Genomic DNA, 16,353 nt, shown 5'->3' on the forward strand with positions numbered 1-16,353 from the left:
GGTTCATCACCAGAAAGCCCGCAAAAACAGCTCGGTTCCCAATAAAAGCAGGCAAATGAGGAACCAGCGCCGGAATGTGGCCGGGCTGACGATGTTACGGATCTTCTGGCCGAGCCACATGCCGAGAAGCGCGGGCAGCACGGCGAGTGCGGAAACCGACAGGTGCTCGACGCGGAAGGCGTTCTGATAGGCAAGGCCTGCGGCAAGCGCAATGGTCGAAACGGTGAAGGAAAGGCCGAGCGCTTGCACGAGATCGTCGCGGTTGAAACCGAGCGACTGGATATAGGGCACGGCGGGCACGACGAAAATTCCGGTGCCGCCGGTCAGCAGGCCGGTTGTCAGCCCTATGGCCGGTGAGAGCCTGGATTCCAGCCGCGCCGGAACTGAGAGGGGTTTGGCGAAGAGGCTGTAGGCCGCGTAAGCAGCAAGGCATAATCCGAGAGCCGAGGTGGTCCAGACGCCGGTACCTGCCGTCATCAGCCGGATGCCGATGAGGGTGCCGGCGGCGATGGCGATCATCATCGGCCATAGCCGCGCGACGATAGCCCTGAAATCCGGCCCGGCCAGCAATTGCCAGATATTGGTGACGAAGGAGGGCAGGATCAGCAGCCCTGCGGCAAGGACGGGCGGCATGAACAGGCCGAGCACGCCCATGGCGACGGTGGGCAGCCCCATGCCGGTCACGCCCTTGACGATGCCCGCGACGGTGAAGGTGGCAAAAACCATCAGCATGGTGGTTGTGTCTAAATCCGGCACGGCGCACTCCAGAGGTCATTCGCGTTTCGGCCGCGATGGCGTCAGCTTGTCATTAGAAGCGAGCGGGTGCGGCCACGGTTTCTTCCCCGCCGGGGAGAAGAAAGACGCGGCACCCGCTCGATTCAATATGTGATTGTGTAAAGGAGTTTGTGGCTAAGTGCTTCGGCCCCAGCCGAACTATGCCAGCACGCTCTTCATTGCCCTGCCGGCCACATAGGTCTCAACCACCGTGCGGTCGTCCCCCATGGTCAGCATCAGGAAGAGTTCTTCCGTAAGGCTGTTCACCACTTCCATCTTCAGCGCCATGGCGGGGGTGGAAGAGGCGTTGAGCACGGTGATGTCTGCGTCCGTGCCGGCCTCCAGCGTGCCGATGCGGTCGACCATGGAAAGCGCCTCGGCATTGCCGCGGGTCATCAGGTACCAGCTTTCCAGCGGGTTGAGGCGTTCGCCCAGCAATTGCTGGATTTTGTAGGCCTCGTCCATGGTACGCAGCATGGAATAGCTCGATCCGCCGCCGATATCGGTGGCGACGGCGATGCGAACAGGCTTTTCGCGCCGTTGCAGCTTTTTCATCGGGAACAGGCCGGAGCCGATGAAGAGGTTCGAGGTGGGGCAATGCACGGCCACTGCGCCGGTTTCCGACAGCACATCCGCCTCGCGCTCGGAGAGGTGGATGGCGTGGCCGAGCAGGGTCTTGTTGCCCATCAGTCCGTAACGCACATAGATGTCGGTATAGTCGGTCGCTTCGGGGTAGAGTTCGCAGGTATATTTGATCTCGTCCAGATTTTCCGAAAGATGCGTCTGGATGAAGAGATCGGGAAATTCCTGCGCCAGCGCCTGCGCGGCTTCCATCTGTTTCGGGGTGGAGGTGATGGCGAAGCGGGGGGTGATGGCGACGTGGTTGCGGCCTTTTCCGTGCCAGTCGGCGATGACTTGGCGCGTCTCGTCATAGGAGGTTTCCGGCGTGTCCAGCAGGCCCTGCGGGGCGTTGCGGTCCATCATCACCTTGCCACCCACCATCAGCATGTTGCGCTTCATGGCCTCAGCAAAGAAGGCGTCGGCGGAGGTCTTGTGCACGGAGCAATAAGCGGCGGCCGTGGTGGTGCCGTGGCGCAGCAGTTCGTCATAGAAATGCGTGGCGATGCGCTCAGCATGGGCGCTTTCGACGAAACGGCATTCTTCCGGGAAAGTATAGGTGTTCAGCCATTCCAGCAGGTTGGCGGCATAGGAGCCGATGACCTGCATCTGCGGGAAATGCAGGTGCATGTCGATGAGGCCCGGCACGATGAGATGCGGCCGGTGGTCCTTTTCCTCGATGTCTTCGGGGGCTTGCTTGCGGATATCGGCGTAGTCGCCGATGGCGACGATCCGGCCGTCTTCGATCAGCAGGCCACCGTCTTCGATATAGAGATAGCTTTGCGTATCGTCGATTGCGAGCGGCGCGCGGCGGAAGCTCAGCAGGCGGCCACGCAGCAGAACCATGCTCATTCAGTCTTTCCTTCGGCTTTTCCTGCCCCGGAAACCGCGCTTTCGTACCAGGCGGTCAGCAGCTTGCGCTCATCCGGGGTGATGGCGGTGATGTTGCCGGGAGGCATGGCATGGCTGCGCCCGGCTTGCAAATAAATTTCACGCGCATGGGCGGCGATCTGTTCGTCGGTTTCGAGCTTCACCGATTTCGGTGTGAAGGGCACGCCTTCCCACACCGGTTCGGCCGCATGGCACATGGAACAGCGGCCCTGGACCACATCGCGCGCCTTGGCAAAATGGGTGTCGGCGACGAATTGCTGCTGCATCGGCGAAAGCGTCGCTGCTTTCTGTTCTTCCTCGCCGGTCAGCACTTTCGGCACGGTGGAGAGCCACATGATGACGATGAAGATGAGGGCGGTCAGCAGCCAGGTCCATGTGGGTTTTCCCTTGCGGGCATGGGTGGTGTTGAACCAGTGGCGGATGGTGACGCCCATCAGGAAGACGAGTGCCGCGATGATCCAGTTAAACTGCGTGGCAAAGGCCAGCGGATAATGGTTCGACAGCATGAAGAAGATGACGGGCAGCGTCAGATAGTTGTTGTGCAGTGAGCGCTGTTTGGCGATGCGGCCATATTTCGGGTCCGGCGTGCGCCCGGCGATCAGGTCGGCAACCACGATCTTCTGGTTGGGGATGATGATGAAGAACACATTCGCCGACATGATGGTGGCAGTAAAGGCGCCGAGATGCAGGAAGGCGGCGCGGCCGGTGAAGACCTGTGTGTAACCCCATGCCATCGCCACCAGCGCGACATAGAGCACGATCATCAGGCCCCAGGTATTGTTGCCGAGCGGCGATTTGCAGAGGAAATCGTAAAACAGCCAGCCGATGGCAAGCGAGGCGAGTGACAGACAGATGGCCTGGAACTGGGTGAGCGCCAGCACCGAATGATCGATGAGGAAGAGATCGGCCCCGCCATAATAAACGATGCAGAGCATAGCGAAGCCGGAAAGCCAGGTGACGTAGCTTTCCCATTTGAACCATGTCAGGTGCTCGGGCATCTGGGCAGGGGCAACCAGATATTTCTGGATGTGATAAAAGCCGCCGCCATGCACCTGCCATTCCTCGCCATAGGCCCCCGGCGGCAGATGCGGCCGTTTGACCAGCCCGAGATCGAGCGCGATGAAATAAAAGGATGAGCCGATCCAGGCGATGGCGGTGATGACGTGGAGCCAGCGGACGGCAAAGGCCATCCATTCCCACGCAATGGCGTATTCGTACATGCGGTTCCCCTGATCCTTGTGCAGCGCACCTTGCGAGAAATTTGACCTTTAGGAAAGGGAAAAGCAGAGGGCAGGCGGTGATTGTTCACAATCTGGCGCCGTTGTGTCCGCAATCTCTATTGAGTTCGCCCGTGTAGGTGGGCTGGCCCGGTAGAGTTGCAGCCCCTCATTCCTGTCGCATAGTTTGTGCTTAGCTGGCTAACGCGACTCAGCTATTATCCTTTGTGCAGTCTGCCGATGTGCTAAAATATAAGGCTGCGGAGTCCTGCGGGGCGCCTTGCCGGAAATCCATTCCGGTTTTACGCCGATGCGCAGGGCTTCCATGATATGTTTCGCTGGCGGTTCTTCCGAAAGCGGGCGCTGCGAACCCTGGGTGGGGGCAGATCAGGGGCAGGTATCGCAGTTCCCGGTGCCGTTGTGTCCGGGTGGGTGTTGATGTGAAATTTGAATAAAGGGACGCAATGATCTTCCGGCAGCCGCCGTTGTTTCAACGGAGACCATGCCGATGCGCCTTGTTCTGACGGTCCTCTTCTTATCTCTGGCGTTCAGCGCCACCGCGCTTGCCCATGAATCCCACAAGGGGTTCAAATATGAAAGCTATTGCTGCAATGGCGACGCCGAAACCGGCGACTGCCAGATGATTCCCACGCGCAGTGTTCGTGTTACGCCTGACGGTTACGAGGTCTCGCTCGCACCCGGCGATCACCGCATGGTCACCCGACGCCATGTCTTCAGCTGGTCGCAGCGCGAAGCAAGACGATCGGAGGATGGCGAATATCATCTCTGTCTGTTTCCGGATGAGGACACGCCGCGCTGTTTTTATGCGCCGGACATGGGGTTTTGAGGCAGTTGCTGCGGCCGGCTTTCCTCGATCCGCTTCAATATCCAGTCGCGGAACAGCCTTATCTTGCGAATGTTCCGGCGGTTTTCGGGGTAGACCAGCCAATAGTTCTTTCCTTCGCTGCTAAGGTGCTCGAAGGGTTGATACAGGCGGCCGAGCGCAATCTCATCGGCATAGAGTTCAGGGGTGAGCATGGCCACCCCCTGGCTGGCGATTGCGGCGGCGGCTTCGAAGGCCTGCACATTGAGGCGGCTGCGGGGATAACGGTCAAGGCCGGGATTTTCAACACCCACTTCCCGAAACCATTGGCTCCACCAGATATCGCCGGGATCGATGATGCGCAGGCGCAGCAGGTCTTCGGGCTTGTGCAATCCGCCGATGCTGTCGGCAAGGCCCGGATGCAGCATCGGCGTGTAAACGCCACGCAGCAATTGATGATAGATCAGCCCTTTGCCGCTATCTTTGCTCCAGCGAATGGCGACATCGCAATCCGACTGGGAAAAATCGATCAATGCGCTTGATGTGTCGAGCCGCACGGCAATCGAGGGATGTTCGAGCTGGAAAGCACCCAGATGCCGCGAAAGCCAGCGTGAGGCGAAGGTGGCGGTGGAATGGATTGTCAGGGTCGTATCGGATGTGTCGCGCACATTGTCCACGGCCTCCCGTAGATTGTTGAAGGCTTCCGCGACTTTCGGCGCGAGTTTCTGCCCGGCCTCGGTCAGCGAGACCTGTCGCGCCTTTCTGATGAAGAGCGGCTCGCCGATATTCTCCTCCAGCAGTTTCACCTGATAGCTCACTGCCGTCTGGGTCATGCCCAGCTCTTCGCCGGCCTTGGTGAAGCTCAGATGCCTTGCGGCAGCTTCGAACACCCGCAGGGCATTGAGGGGAAACTGGCGGGACATTTTCATGGATAAGTTCTCTTTATGCCAATTGCCGAAGGTTTCATTGGTTTTTCTCCGGAAAACAGAGCATTTTTAGCTCAATTCATCAACTGAGCTTCTGACATTTTTGAATGGAGACGAACATGCGCACAGCACTCTTGCGCGCGTGGTCCCGCCTGCGTGCGGGCCTGCGGACAGCGGAACGGTTTACTCTTGAAAGCCTCGCACCGGACAATCTGGCGGATGAAAGCCTGCCGGATGGGCTCAGGCGTGATCTTGGCCTTGAGGATGGCCGTGTCGATTTTCGCTGCGACGGATTTCGGCAGCGGAAAATGCTTGCAACAACTCGGCTGCCACAAGGGCCGCTATGATCGCAGGCCGCTTGTCCCTGACGCTATTACCGCCGATGGGCAGGATGAGCTTTGCAAGGCGGGACATGGGCTCTCCCTCCCGCTCCAGCCAATGGGCGAAGGTGGCGCGTTTGGTCTTCGAACCGATCATGCCGACATAAGCGAGATCGTCGCGGGCAAGCGCTTCCTTCGCAATCAGGAAATCGAGCGCGTGATCGTGGGTGACGATGATGGCCGCGCCGTTTGCCGGGATTTTCGCGACGAGCGCCTCCGGCATGGGGGTCAGCACGGATGCGATGTTCACTGGAAGATCGTGCAGTTCGTTTTCCCGCGTTTCCACCACTGTCAGCGTCAGGGGCAGCAGCGACAGCGCCTCGGCCAGCGCCTTGCCGACATGGCCCGCCCCGAAAATGAAGACGGCCGGCTGCTGCTCGGCCTCGCCCTTCACCCTCGCTTCCAGCGCTGCCGCAATTTCCGAAGTTATCAGCCGGAACCGGAGCAGGGTGCGGCCGCCGCAGCACTGGCCGATTTCCGGCCCTAGCGGAATATCCATGCGGTCTTCGGCAGCACCTGTTCGCAGCATGGCGCGGGCGCGGTCTATCGCCATATATTCAAACTGCCCGCCGCCGATGGTTTCCCACAGGCCGTCTTGCGAGACCAGCATGAAGGTTCCGGCCTCACGCGGGGAAGACCCTTTCACGGCCTCGATTTCTACGAGGATCGTGGCTGGATATTGCGCGAGGAAGCTGGAGAGGGAAGTCATGGGTCTCCTCTCACACCTTCTTCAGCCGTTCCACCGCCATCAGAACCCGCTCGGGCGTTGCCGGTGCGTCGAGGCGCGGGCAGACCTTGTAATCGGCGACGGAGGCGACGGCCATGGAGAGGGCTTCGAGAACCGAGATCGCCAGCATGAAGGGCGGTTCGCCCACGGCTTTTGAGCGGCCAATGGTAGGCTCGGCATTTTCCGCCCATTCCGCCAGCTTGACGTTGAAACTCTTCGGCCGGTCGGAGGCGAGCGGGATCTTGTAGGTGGAGGGCGCATGGGTGCGCAGCCGCCCCTTGCCATCCCACCATAATTCCTCGGTAGTCAGCCAGCCCATGCCCTGCACGAAGGCACCCTCGATCTGGCCGATATCGATGGCCGGGTTCAGCGATTTGCCGACATCGTGGAGGATATCGGTGCGCTCCATCATATATTCGCCGGTCAGCGTATCGATCGACACTTCCGAGCAGGCCGCGCCATAGGCGAAATAATAAAACGGCGTGCCGCGGCCGGCGGCGCGGTCCCAGTGGATTTTCGGCGTCTTGTAAAAACCGGCGGCGGAAAGCTGCACGCGGGCGAAATAGGCCTTTTTGATGAAATCGTTGAAGGCGATTTCCTCAAGGCCGATGCGCACCCGGTTCGGCAGGAAGACGACTTCTTCTTCGGGGACGTTCCAGTTCTCGGCGGCGAATTTGACGAGCCTTTCGCGGATCTGGCGGGCGGCGTCATAGGCGGCCATGCCGTTCAGGTCCGTACCGGAGGAGGCGGCGGTGGCCGAGGTGTTCGGCACCTTGCCTGTGGTCGTTGCGGTGATTTTCACCCGGCCGATATCCACCTGGAAGGCATCGGCCACCACCTGTGCCACCTTGGTATAAAGGCCCTGGCCCATTTCGGTGCCGCCATGGTTCAGGTGGATGGAGCCGTCATTATAGATATGCACCAGTGCGCCCGCCTGATTGAAGGCGGTCATGGTGAAGGAGATGCCGAATTTGACGGGGGTGAGCGCGATACCCTTGCGGATGATCGGGCTCGTTTTGTTGAACTCGATGATCGCCTCACGTCGCGCGCGATAGTCGCTGGAGGTTTCCAGCTCCTCGACGATGCGGGCGATGATGTTGTCCTCGACCTCCTGATGATAGGGCGTCGTGGTGCGGCCCGAGCCGGTCTCGCCGTAGAAATTCAGCTTGCGGATATCGAGCGGGTCCTTGCCCACCGCATAGGCGATTTCCTCGATGAAACGTTCCGCGCCCAGCATGCCCTGCGGGCCACCGAAACCACGAAAGGCGGTGTTGGAGACGGTGTGGGTTTTCAGCGGCCGCGAGGTGAGATGCACATGCGGGTAGAAATAGCTGGAATCGGCGTGGAAAAGCGCACGGTCCGTGACCGGGCCGGAGAGATCGGAGGAAAAGCCGCAGCGGGCGGCATAGGTGGCGTCGACGGCGTGGATGCGGCCTTCCTCATCGAAACCAAGCTCGTAGTCGACGCGGAAATCGTGGCGTTTGCCAGTCGCTGTCATGTCCTCGTCGCGGTCGGGGCGGATTTTCACGGCCCGGTTCAGCTTCTTGGCGGCGATGGCGCAGAGGGCGGCGAACTGGTTGCCCTGGGTTTCCTTGCCGCCGAAACCGCCGCCCATGCGGCGCACCTGCACGGTGACGGCGTTGGACGGCACCTGAAGCATATGGCTGACAATGTGCTGGATTTCGCTCGGATGCTGGGTGGAGCTCCACAGCGTCACCTCGTCATCCTCGCCCGGCACGGCCATGGCGATGTGGCTTTCGAGATAAAAATGCTCCTGTCCGCCGATCCGCATGGTGCCGGTGAGGCGGCGCGGTGCGACATCCATTTCGATCTTGGCATCGCCGCGCTTGAGTGTCATCGGATCGATGACCAGCGCGCCGCCATTTTCAATCGCCGTGTCGATATCGGTGAAATGCGGCAGGTCCTTATAGGTGACCTTCGCCTTGCGGGCCGCCTTTCTGGCGATATCGCGGGTTTCGGCAAAAACCGCGAAGATCGGCTGGCCGTGGAATTCCACCTTGGTTTCGGCCAGCAGCGGTTCGTCGTGACGGCCGCCGGAAGAGATGTCGTTTTCGCCGGGCACGTCTTTGCCAACCATGACCCACAGGACGCCCGGTGTTTTTTCCACTTCCGAGAGGTCCATCGAGACGATTTCGGCATGCGCCCGGTCGGAAAGGCCGAGAGCGCCATGGATCAGTCCGGCGGGTTCGGGAATATCGTCGATATATTCGGCGCTGCCGGTCACATGCTTATGGGCGGAATCGTGCCGGAGCGAAGCGTGCATCGGGCCGTCGATTTCGGTCTTGGTCTTGTCGAAGCTTGTGGTGTCCATGGTTCAAGCCTCCTCCAGTGCAAAACGCATAAGTTCCTGCTTTTGCCCCGAAGTCTCGAGGAAAAATCGCGTCAGCAGGTTCTTGGCCGTCAGTTGCCGATATTCGGCAGTCGCGCGCCAGTCGGTCAGCGGAGTGAAATCCTCGTCCAGCAAATCGCGCGCCGCATCGATCGTTTCCTGGCGCCAGGGCTTGCCGAGAAGGGCTGCCTCCAGATGCGCGGCGCGTTTGGGCGTACCGGCCATGCCACCGAAGGCGATGCGGATGTCTTCGACCGCGCCATCGGCATCGAGCGTCAGGTTGAAAGCGCCGCAGAGCGCGGAAATATCCTCGTCGCGGCGCTTGGAAATCTTGTAGACGGCGTAGAGGCTTTCCGGCTTCCGGAACGGGATGAAGAACTTTTCGACGAATTCGCCGCTCAACCGGTCCTGTTTGCCATAGTCGATGAAATAGCTTTCCAGCGGCAGGCTGCGGTTGCCGGAGGAGGATCGCAAGGTCAGCGTCGCCCCGAGCGCGATCAGCGCCGGAGGCGTATCGCCGATGGGCGAACCGTTGGCGATATTGCCGCCGATGGTGCCCATATTGCGTACCTGCTCGCCGCCGAGGCGGTCGAACAGCCGGGCAATCGGCGGGAAGTGTTTCGCAACGGTCTTGAAGGCCTGGCTATAGGTGACGCCGGCGCCGAGTGTTACGCCGTCCGCATCTACGGTGATGGTTTGCAGATCCCCGAGATTGTTGATGAAGATGACCGGGTTCAGCGCCCGCATCTGCTTCGTCACCCACAGGCCGACATCGGTGGAGCCGGCCACGATGGTCGCTTTCGGCTCAGCGGCGTAAATCTCGGTCAGTTCGGCCAGTGTCGCCGGAACGATGGTGCGGTCCTCGCCGTGGGTGACGATGATTGTTTCATTGGCGCGGATCGCCCAGAGCCTTGCCATGATATCCGTGCGGTCCCGTTGCAGCGGGTCGAAGAGCGCGCTCGGGCGGGCAGCGGCGATCTTTTCGGCGGCGCGGACGATCGGCTCATAACCCGTGCATCGACAGAGATTGCCTTGCAGCGCCTTTTCGATATCGGCGCGGCCGGGGCTTTCACTGGCAAGCCAGAGACCGTAAAGCGACATGATGAAGCCCGGCGTGCAGAAACCGCATTGCGAGCCGTGGAAATCCACCATCGCCTGCTGCACGGGGTGTAGCGTACCGTCGCGCGCGGCCAGATGCTCGACCGTCACGATATGGCTGCCCTGCAGCGAGCCTAAAAAGCGGATGCAGGCATTGACGCTTTCATAACGCAGCGAGCCATCCAGCAGCCGCCCGACCAGCACCGTGCAGGCGCCGCAATCGCCTTCGGCGCAGCCTTCCTTGGTCCCGGTCAACCGCTTGCTGATGCGGAGATAATCGAGAAGCGTGTCTGTCGGTCCGAAATCCTTCAGCGAGATGGTTTCGCTGTTGAGGATGAAGCTGATCGCGTCGTTCATGCAATGCCCTGCTTTTTTGACCGGCTGCCGAGCCGGTTTCTTGTCATTGTCCCTGCGCATCATATGCACGCCCGCAGGCGTATATCGATTTCCGTTTTGGCAATTCATTGTTTCCAAAACGGAAAGAAAGTTCGGCAATTATTGCGCCGTCCAGCCGCCATCCACGGAAATATGGGTGCCGGTGATGTTGCTTGCGGCGTCGCTTGCCAGAAACAGCGCAGCGGCGGCCACGTCATCGACGGTGACGAACTGCTTGGTTGCCTGCAGTTCCAGCATCACGTCGTTCTTCACCGCCTCTTCGCTGATGCCGCGCACCTTCGCCATTTCCGGTATCTGCTTTTCGACGAGCGGTGTGAGCACATAACCCGGACAGATGGCGTTGACGGTAACCCCGGTCTGCGCAAGCTCGAGCGCCGCCGTCTTCGTCAGGCCCATGATGCCGTGCTTGGCCGCCACATAGGCCGATTTGAACGGCGAGGCGACGAGACCGTGGGCGGATGCGATGTTGATGATACGGCCTTTTCCGGCCTTCTTCATCAGCGGTATCGCAGCCCGCATGGTATGGAAGGAACTGGTCAGATTGATGGCGATGATCCAGTCCCATTTCTCCGGCGGAAATTCCTCGATGGGCGCGATATGCTGGATGCCGGCATTGTTGACGAGCACATCCACCGAGCCGAGTTTTTCGTGCGAGGATTGAATGAGATCGGCGATCTCGTCCGGTTTCGTCATATCTGCGGGGTGATAGAGCACGCGCCCGCCGCTTTCCGCTTCCAGCAAAAGGCGCAGTTTTTCGATCTCGTCCTCATCGCCGAAACCGTTCAGTACAATATTGGCGCCCTCCCGCGCAAATCGCTGCGCAATCGCAAGGCCGATACCGCTTGTAGAGCCCGTCACGATAACTGTCCGATGCATGCTTTCCCCTTTTTGCATTACTTCGCACATGTTTAAGCAAGGTATGCCCAAAGGGGGCGGGCTGGCAATCGCCATTTGGCACCATTTAAGGGGAGCTCGGTAGCGCGGTGAAACAGGCCGCGCCCATCCATTTTTTCGAAGCTAAGCATCCAGATTCTGCATTTGCCTGCGGGAGCTTCCGTCCCTATCTCTGAGGCAAGCAAACAGAGGTATCATCTATGGAACTCGGTCTTTACACATTCGCGGATGTCAATCCCAACCCCGCCGATGGCCGTGGGCCGGAAGGCGCGCGTCGGCTGCGGGAACTCATCGAAGAGATCGAGCTTGCCGATCAGGTCGGGCTCGATGTCTTTGGCCTCGGGGAGCATCACCGTCCGGATTATGTCGTCTCCTCGCCCTCCACCGTTCTCGCGGCGGCGGCGGTGAAGACGAAGAATATTCGCCTGACGAGCGCCGTTTCGGTGCTGAGTTCGGACGATCCGGTGCGGGTGTTCCAGCAGTTTTCGACCGTCGATCTCCTGTCGAACGGCCGCGCCGAAATCATGGCCGGGCGCGGTTCCTTCATCGAATCCTACCCTCTGTTCGGTTACGATCTCGAGGATTACGACGTGCTCTTCGCCGAAAAGCTCGATCTGCTTTTGGCGCTGCGGGAGCAGGAAATCGTCACCTGGTCCGGCACCAAGCATCCTGCCATTAACGGGCGCGGCGTTTATCCGCGGCCGCTGCAGGAGCGTCTGCCGGTGTGGATCGCCGTCGGCGGCACGCCGCAATCGGTGGCGCGGGCAGGCGCCATGGGTCTGCCGGTGGCGCTTGCCATCATCGGCGGCGAATATCGCCGCTTTGCGCCGCTGTTCGATCTCTATCATGAGGCTGCGCGCCGCGCCGGGCAGGAAAAGACCAAGCTGCGCACCAGCATCAATGTCCATGGCTTCATTGCCGACACCACCGACAAGGCGGCGGACCAGTTTTACGGACCGCAGGCGGAGGTGATGAACCGCATCGGCCGCGAGCGTGGCTGGGGGCCGACGAACCGCGCGCATTTCGACGCCGCGCGCGGGCCGGAGGGCAATCTCTTCCTTGGCGAGCCGGAACTGGTGGCGGAAAAGATCATCAAGGCGCATGGCGTTTTCAGGAATGACCGCTTCCTGCTGCAGATGGCCATCGGCCTGATGCCGCACGATCAGATCATGCGCGGCATCGAGCTTTATGGTACGAAAGTCGCCCCGATCGTCAGAAAAGAATTGACGGGGAGCGCCGATCCGGTGAAAGCCACGGCCTGATGATTGCCAAGGCGGGCGTTTTGAGACCCGCCATACAGAACGACGGACAGAGACATGGTCATTTCCACCGAAGAAGAACTGGTTCTGCTGAAGGACATCGGCCGTTTATGCGCCGTCGCGATACAGACCATGGCGGACGCGCTGGAACCCGGCATCACCACGGCCGAGCTGGATGCCATCGGCCGCAAGGTGCTGGAAGATAACGGTGCGCAATCGGCGCCGGAATTCTGCTACAAGTTTCCCGGCGCGACCTGCATCAGCGTCAATGAGGAAGTGGCCCACGGCATTCCGGGTCCCCGCATCATCAAGGCGGGCGATCTCGTCAATATCGATGTCTCGGCGGTGAAGAACGGCTTTTTCGGCGATACCGGCTCGTCTTTCGCCGTGCCGCCGGTGAAGAAGGACATCGAGCGGCTGTGCCGCGATGGCAAACGCGCCATGTGGACCGGCCTGCAGCAGGTGAAAACCGGCCGGCCTTTCGCCGATATCGGCAATGCCATCGGCGCTTTTGCCAAGAAGAACCGCTATACGCTGATCACCAATCTCGCCAGCCACGGCATCGGCCGCTCGCTGCACGAGGAGCCAAAGGAACTGGCGACCTGGCCGGACAAGGACGAGCGGCGCATCATGCAGGAAGGCATGGTGTTTACCGTCGAGCCGTTCCTGTCGACCGGCGCCTATTGGGCCGAGGACGGCGATGACGATCCATGGACGCTCTACAGCGATCCGAGCGCGCCGACGGTGCAGTATGAGCACACCGTGGTTGCGACGAAGAACGGGCCGCTGGTGCTGACGCTCGCTGAGTGACAGCTACACCTGCCTCCGTCACCCTCACTTTTAAGGTCGGAGCGAGCGCGTGCCGCTTATTTCTTCTCCCCGAGGGGGAGAAGTCCGCGGCAGCGGGATGAGGGGGCGCCCTCGCCGGATTTCGGAGAGCTGCCCCCTCATCCGACCCTTCGGGCCACCTTCTCCCCGGCGGGAAGAAGAAATACGCGGCACCCGCGGAACGCATCGATGCTCGCCGCATGACAGATAACGACCGCTTATAACGCCGATCAAAATAACTCGCTTGTCCCTTATCCGCGCCGTTGCGATAAGCCATGCATGAGCATCGACAAGCCACTTTCCGCCAGACATCTGACCGCACTTGGATTTTCCGGGGCGCTGATGATGGCCTCCGCCATGGGTTTCGGCCGCTTTTCCTTCACCCCCATTCTGCCCGGCATGATGGCGGATGTTCCGCTTTCGGCGGGGGATGCGGGTATCGTGGCAGCGGGTAACTTCGCCGGTTATCTGGCGGGGGCGGTTCTGGCGGCCTATTCGTGGGGTTCGGGGCGGGAACGGCTGGTGGCGCTCTGCGGCCTGTTTTCCACCGGGGCATTGTTGCTTGCCATGGCGGCTTTCAATTCCGTCGCGGCCTTCACCGTCATCCGGTTTCTGGCCGGTGTTGCCAGCGCGCTCACCATGATCTTCACCTCGCAGATCGTTATCGGCCATGCCGTCAAGGCGGGCAGGGACAGCGTTCAGGCGCTGCATTATGGCGGCGTCGGTGCGGGCATCGCGATTTCCTCGCTTGCGGTCTATCTGATCGGCGTCGTTTTTGACGGCGGCGGCTCCTCATGGCGCGAGGAGTGGATCGCAGGCGCTGTCTTTTCCTTCATCACATTCATTCTCGTCTGGCGGGTGCTGCCCGCAGGCCCGCCGCGACATGCATCCTCGGTGGCGGAGCCACCGCTCAACTGGACGCGGCCGCTCTTCCTGACAACGCTGGCCTATGGGCTTTTCGGTTTCGGTTACGTCATAACCGCCACCTTCATCGTGGCGATTGCCCGCATGGCCGCTGCCGGCGCCTTCGTGGAGTTTCTGGCCTGGTTCATCACCGGCTGCGCCGCCGCCATTTCGCTTTTCCTCTGGAAACCGGTGTTGAAATCGCAGGGGCTGAAACGCGCCTTCGTCATCGTTCTTGCCGTCGAAGCCGTCGGTGTTTTCGCTTCCGTCATGCTGCCGCCGGTGCCGGGTGTTCTCGCCGGAGGCCTGCTTCTCGGGCTGACCTTCATGGTCATCACCGCCTATGGCCTGCAGCTCGGCCGGGAATTTGCCGGGCCGAGCCCGCGTCGCGCCTTTGCGTTGATGACGGCCGCTTTCGGCACGGGCCAGATTGTCGGGCCGCTTGCTGCCGGCTGGATTGCCGAAGTGACAGGAAGTTTCACCGCGCCCAGCATTCTCGCTTCCGCCGTGCTCGTCGTCAGCATTCTGCTGATGCTGCCGGTGCTCGCCACGGAGCGGCGGCGCTAGGCCGCTGGCTGTCTTTTCCTGCCTTCATCCGGTGTTTCCGGTGGGCATCGCCCGCTATCTGCGCCTTACATCTTGTTAAGGTCGTCGCTTCTCCGTTGCTGTGCACAAATTTCTGCCCTAGGTTCGGGCCATCTAGTGCTTCGCCAATAATGGCTGATTTCAAACGCGCGTGAGTTCGAAACGTGTTTCATTCCTTCTTTCCCAAACCGAAAATCTTCTTCACGTCGGCCATTATCTGGGCTTTTTTCGCCATTCTCGGATGGTACTTCATCGTTGAAGGGTTAGGTCGGTCTTGGGGCTACGTAATGCCTGAACAGGAACCCTACGATCTCAGCTACTTCCTGGTCCCGGCTAACCTGTTCTTTTACGGTTATCTCGCCTTGTGTCTGGCGGCGTTCGGTGGGGTATGGACCGTTATCGCCAAGGATCACCCCTGGAAGTACTGGTCCATCTGGGGATCGCTGCTGATTATCGCGGTGACCTATTTCGGCGTTCAGATTTCGGTCGTTATCAATAATTTCCGCCGGCCTTTCGGTGACCTTCTGCAAAATGCGCTTTCGAAACAGCCGGGCATTGAGGTCTGGGATTTCTATAGTCTCCAGATCGTATTCGCCAAGATCGCCTTTCTCAGCATGGCCGTTTCGATCCTGACAGATTTCTTCACCAGCCATTATATCTTCCGCTGGCGCACCGCGATGAACGACTTCTACATGTCCAAGTGGGAAAAGCTGCGCCACATCGAAGGTGCTTCCCAGCGTGTTCAGGAAGATACGATGCGGTTTTCCTCGACGCTTGAGGCATTGGGCATCACCCTGATCAATTCGGTGATGACGCTCGTCGTGTTCCTGCCGATCCTGTTTGCGCTGTCGTCTTATGTCTCTGAATTGCCGATCCTCGGCGAAGTGCCGCATGCGCTGTTCTGGCTGGCAATCGTCTGGTCCATCTTCGGCACGGTCCTTCTTGCGACAGTCGGCATCAAACTGCCCGGCCTGAACTTCCGCAACCAGCGTGTGGAAGCCGCCTATCGTAAGGAACTGGTCTATGGCGAGGACCACGCCGACCGCGCCCAGCCGCCGACAGTCAAGGAACTCTACTCCAATGTGCGGAAGAATTATTTCCGTATGTACTGGCACTATCTCTATTTCAACGTCGCACGGTATTTCTACATTCAGGCCGATGCGGTGTTCCTGCTTCTGATGCTCGTTCCGACCATCGTGGCGGGCAAGATCACCTATGGTATCTACCAGCAGATCGCCACGGCCTTCGGTCAGGTCAGCAATTCGTTCCAGTATCTGGTCAATTCCTGGACAACGATCATCGAGCTGCTGTCCATCCATAAACGTCTTGTGGCCTTCGAGGCCGCGATCGACGACAAGCCCCTGCCGGATATCGACGAGCGCTATCTTCAGCGGGAAGCGGAAGCCGGAGAGCTGGCGGCCAACAAACCTTGAAAAAAGGCGGTCGATTGGCCGCCTTCGGGTCTTGAGCACGTCCTACGAAGACGATGTGTTTGGTTAACTGCCTCATTCGCACCCGTCACCCCGGACTAGATCCGGGGTCCAGCGCGATCAAGTCCTTGATCGCAAAAGACTCTTCTCACGGCGCAGACGCGCCGTAGCTGGATGCCGGGTCATCCTCGGGCTTGTTCCGGGGACCGGCATGACGGAGGAGGGGTGTTCGACCTTTGTCACGAACAGGAGAG

General features: G+C 60.1%; 13 protein-coding genes. 5 read left to right on the top strand and 8 right to left on the bottom strand.

Features of this window, described 5'->3' with window-relative positions:
- Positions 1–6: 6 nt before the first annotated feature.
- From PH605_RS15845 to puuD, 3 genes are all read right to left on the bottom strand, one after another.
- Positions 7–726, bottom strand: coding sequence for a sulfite exporter TauE/SafE family protein (locus tag PH605_RS15845; protein WP_142845471.1), 720 nt, complete (start codon positions 724–726; stop codon positions 7–9).
- A 207-nt stretch (positions 727–933) separates the two neighbouring features.
- Complete coding sequence (gene guaD / locus PH605_RS15850; RefSeq protein ID WP_142845408.1) at positions 934–2,244, bottom strand: guanine deaminase; 1,311 nt, start codon at positions 2,242–2,244, stop codon at positions 934–936.
- Positions 2,241–3,503: a urate hydroxylase PuuD gene (puuD, locus tag PH605_RS15855; protein ID WP_142779597.1), complete on the bottom strand. Its 1,263-nt coding sequence runs from the start codon at positions 3,501–3,503 to the stop codon at positions 2,241–2,243. The genes guaD and puuD overlap by 4 nt, the downstream gene beginning before the upstream one ends.
- Before the next feature lie 505 nt (positions 3,504–4,008).
- Here puuD and PH605_RS15860 point away from each other — a divergent pair.
- A complete protein-coding gene (locus PH605_RS15860) occupies positions 4,009–4,347 on the top strand; it encodes a hypothetical protein (protein ID WP_161987919.1) in 339 nt (112 codons plus the stop codon).
- On the opposite strand, the gene PH605_RS15865 is transcribed toward PH605_RS15860, so the two are convergent.
- The 5 genes from PH605_RS15865 to PH605_RS15885 form a co-directional block, all read right to left on the bottom strand.
- On the bottom strand, positions 4,323–5,252 hold the full coding sequence (locus PH605_RS15865; protein WP_142845410.1) for a LysR substrate-binding domain-containing protein: 930 nt from the start codon (positions 5,250–5,252) through the stop codon (positions 4,323–4,325). The genes PH605_RS15860 and PH605_RS15865 overlap by 25 nt on opposite strands.
- 237 nt (positions 5,253–5,489) lie before the next feature.
- On the bottom strand, positions 5,490–6,338 hold the full coding sequence (gene xdhC / locus PH605_RS15870) for a xanthine dehydrogenase accessory protein XdhC (RefSeq protein ID WP_142845411.1): 849 nt from the start codon (positions 6,336–6,338) through the stop codon (positions 5,490–5,492).
- 10 nt (positions 6,339–6,348) lie between these two features.
- Positions 6,349–8,688, bottom strand: a complete 2,340-nt coding sequence (xdhB, locus tag PH605_RS15875) for a xanthine dehydrogenase molybdopterin binding subunit (RefSeq protein WP_161987920.1) — start codon at positions 8,686–8,688, stop codon at positions 6,349–6,351.
- A 3-nt stretch (positions 8,689–8,691) separates the two neighbouring features.
- Positions 8,692–10,161, bottom strand: a complete 1,470-nt coding sequence (gene xdhA / locus PH605_RS15880; protein WP_142845412.1) for a xanthine dehydrogenase small subunit — start codon at positions 10,159–10,161, stop codon at positions 8,692–8,694.
- A 138-nt stretch (positions 10,162–10,299) separates the two neighbouring features.
- Positions 10,300–11,076: a 3-hydroxybutyrate dehydrogenase gene (locus PH605_RS15885; RefSeq protein ID WP_003524233.1), complete on the bottom strand. Its 777-nt coding sequence runs from the start codon at positions 11,074–11,076 to the stop codon at positions 10,300–10,302.
- A gap of 218 nt (positions 11,077–11,294) precedes the next feature.
- On the opposite strand from PH605_RS15885, the gene PH605_RS15890 reads away from it, so the two are divergent.
- The 4 genes from PH605_RS15890 to sbmA all read left to right on the top strand — a co-directional run bounded on the left by PH605_RS15890 (position 11,295) and on the right by sbmA (position 16,102).
- On the top strand, positions 11,295–12,356 hold the full coding sequence (locus PH605_RS15890) for an LLM class flavin-dependent oxidoreductase (RefSeq protein WP_003524232.1): 1,062 nt from the start codon (positions 11,295–11,297) through the stop codon (positions 12,354–12,356).
- A 54-nt stretch (positions 12,357–12,410) separates the two neighbouring features.
- Positions 12,411–13,163 (top strand): type I methionyl aminopeptidase, encoded by a 753-nt coding sequence (gene map, locus PH605_RS15895; RefSeq protein ID WP_142845413.1) that lies wholly within the window; start codon positions 12,411–12,413, stop codon positions 13,161–13,163.
- 297 nt (positions 13,164–13,460) lie between these two features.
- A complete protein-coding gene (locus PH605_RS15900) occupies positions 13,461–14,651 on the top strand; it encodes an MFS transporter (RefSeq protein ID WP_142845414.1) in 1,191 nt (396 codons plus the stop codon).
- Between the two features lie 182 nt (positions 14,652–14,833).
- Positions 14,834–16,102, top strand: coding sequence for a peptide antibiotic transporter SbmA (sbmA, locus tag PH605_RS15905; protein WP_065655658.1), 1,269 nt, complete (start codon positions 14,834–14,836; stop codon positions 16,100–16,102).
- Positions 16,103–16,353 lie beyond the last annotated feature (251 nt).

Origin of the sequence: Agrobacterium sp. CFBP 3001 (assembly GCF_027871605.1) — a bacterium.
Classification (GTDB): domain Bacteria; phylum Pseudomonadota; class Alphaproteobacteria; order Rhizobiales; family Rhizobiaceae; genus Agrobacterium; species Agrobacterium leguminum.